Genomic DNA, 2,110 nt, shown 5'->3' with positions numbered 1-2,110 from the left:
GCCGGGTACGAGGCCCCCGGCGGGGCGCTTGGGGGAGGATGGATGGCTGGGAATCACGCATCCGCTGCCGGGGCGTCATCGTGTGCCGGGCAGCCTGTACGGTGCTTGCAGTCGTAGCAGTCGTCTTCCGTGATCTGGGCGCCGTTGTGGGGGCAGGTGAACGTCTGGTACGGCGGGACGAAGCTCTGCACCTGGGCCGGTTCCGGCGCTGTGTCGGCGCCACTGGCCTGCGTGGAGTCAGGGGCAGGGGATTCCTTGGGCTGCAGTGCTTCCGGCTGTTCCTGCGGTACGGCAGATGCCCTGGCGACGGCTTCCTTGATGATGCGCTTGCAGTCGGTCTTGTTCCAGGCTTCGGGCTGTCTGCTACCGGCCAGGAAGCAGGCGGCCTCCAGTGTGAGGCCCGCGTCCTCCCAGGTCGCAAGGGCCTCATGGCGCAAGTCCTCAAGCTCCTGCTGCGCCTTCCTTCGGGCCTCTGCCTTGTCCTGTGCGCTGGTATCGGATGTGGCATCTTCCTGCCCCCTGTCGGCAGGAGAGGCGCTTTCCCTGATTGTTTCGACGGACGTGGAAGGCGTGGCCTCCTCTACAGGTTTTGCCCAGCTGCCGTCCTCCTGCGGGATCAGCTCGATGGTGTCCCGCAGCTCGTCTTCTGTCTTGAGGCCCATGGCGATCTCCGGCGCATGGGCACGGACGAACCAGGATACGGCCCGGTAGCGGAGCATAAGATCGGGCATGGACTGCCATTTGCTGCTGTTCTTGAACCAGCCTTCATGTTTTGCCAGCCCGATAGTGACGAGCGGGCCTTCCACGATCTCGCCGGTGGTCAGTTCCTTGGCCACGGCCCGGCAGCCCCAGTCGTCATTTCCCTGTGTCCCCTGGAACTTGTAGCGGATGGTCGAGAAGCGCCCGGAATTGTTGAGTGTGGCCAGCAGGAACTGGGCTGTCCAGGCGGGGCGTCCATGCACAACATAAATGTTTTGCATGACAGCCAAGGGGTTGGCCTTCATGCGCATGGCCATGTCCAGGGCCACGACGCAGCAGCCGATGGCTTCTTCAATACTGGAGCAGCCTCTCCGCTTGCCCTTTTCGTCGGTATAGGGGGCGCGGAACGTATCGGGCACGAAGGGGACCGTAACGAACATGCGGGCCATGCGTTGGAGGTTTTCAAAGCCGGAGATGGTCTCCAGGCTGATGGGCATATCGCTAGTGGCTATAACGGGCTTGTGTTGCAGGGTGTTGAGGGTTGTTGCCAAGCTCATGTCATCTCCTCCACCGGCATTCATGAAATACCGGGCAATATTTTTCGGTACAGGTCTGGGATTTTGGATTGCCGTAAAAGTCGCCGCTGCGGATTATGCGGGCGGCCATCTGGAGCAGGCCGGGCTGATCTTCCGTGCCCACCAGCAGCTCGCGGGCGCCGTTGATGACGCCCACGGCGGCGCGGCGGCCCTTGTCCGTCTTGGCCACCTGCAGGCCGATGATCTCGGCAGGGGCGGTGATGGGCTGGCCGATGGCGGCGCCGGCCAGCAGTTCGTACACACCGATCTGGGCGGCGTGCCCTGCCGTGCGGACCGTGCCGTCCGCTGCGACCGCCGTCTTGCCGGTCTTGATGTCGGCAATGCCCAGGTCGCCCAGCGCGTTGGTGGTGATGCGGTCCGTGGTGCCGGTAAGGGCCAGGCCCAGGTCGGTGATCTCCAGCCGCTCGCATGTGGCCTCCACGGCGACGTAGTTCCTGGCCGGGGCGATGTTGCGGCAGTACAGTCCGTGCAGGGCCAGGGCGATGCGCTCCGCTTCCCGGGGGCTGTCTTCGCCCCAGTCCACGTCCTCCTTAGGATGGTGGATGGCGTCCACCACCTCGCCGGCGGCATCATCGGGCGTGATGGGGCTGCCCAGGATGCGCTGGACGTCGAAGACCGCGGCCCCGGCGTGGACCGCCGTTCCCAGCTGGGCGGCGGCACTGCGCGGCAGGCGCCGTCCGCAAAGGTGCTTTGCCTCCCAGCGGGCCGGGCAGTCGAACAACTCAGGCAGGCTGGATGCCCGGATGGCTGTCATCTCCATTGTCGTCCTCCACACTGTCTTCTTCCACGAGCGCGTACAGGCGCTCTTCCTCATC

General features: G+C 64.8%; 2 protein-coding genes. Both read right to left on the bottom strand.

Annotated features, from left to right (window positions below; all coding sequences use genetic code 11):
* Nucleotides 1–53: 53 nt before the first annotated feature.
* Nucleotides 54–1,256 carry a hypothetical protein gene (locus ACQRCJ_RS12315; RefSeq protein ID WP_427799926.1) on the bottom strand — a complete coding sequence of 401 codons (1,203 nt, stop codon included), beginning with the start codon at nucleotides 1,254–1,256 and terminating at the stop codon, nucleotides 54–56.
* A gap of 1 nt (nucleotide 1,257) precedes the next feature.
* Nucleotides 1,258–2,055 carry a RecB family exonuclease gene (locus ACQRCJ_RS12310; protein WP_427799925.1) on the bottom strand — a complete coding sequence of 266 codons (798 nt, stop codon included), beginning with the start codon at nucleotides 2,053–2,055 and terminating at the stop codon, nucleotides 1,258–1,260.
* Nucleotides 2,056–2,110: the final 55 nt, after the last annotated feature.

The organism is Desulfovibrio sp. SGI.102 (assembly GCF_050314315.1).
Lineage (GTDB): Bacteria > Desulfobacterota > Desulfovibrionia > Desulfovibrionales > Desulfovibrionaceae > Desulfovibrio.
The sequence above is the reverse complement of the archived record's forward strand: the minus strand, read 5'-3'. Positions and strand labels throughout refer to the sequence as shown.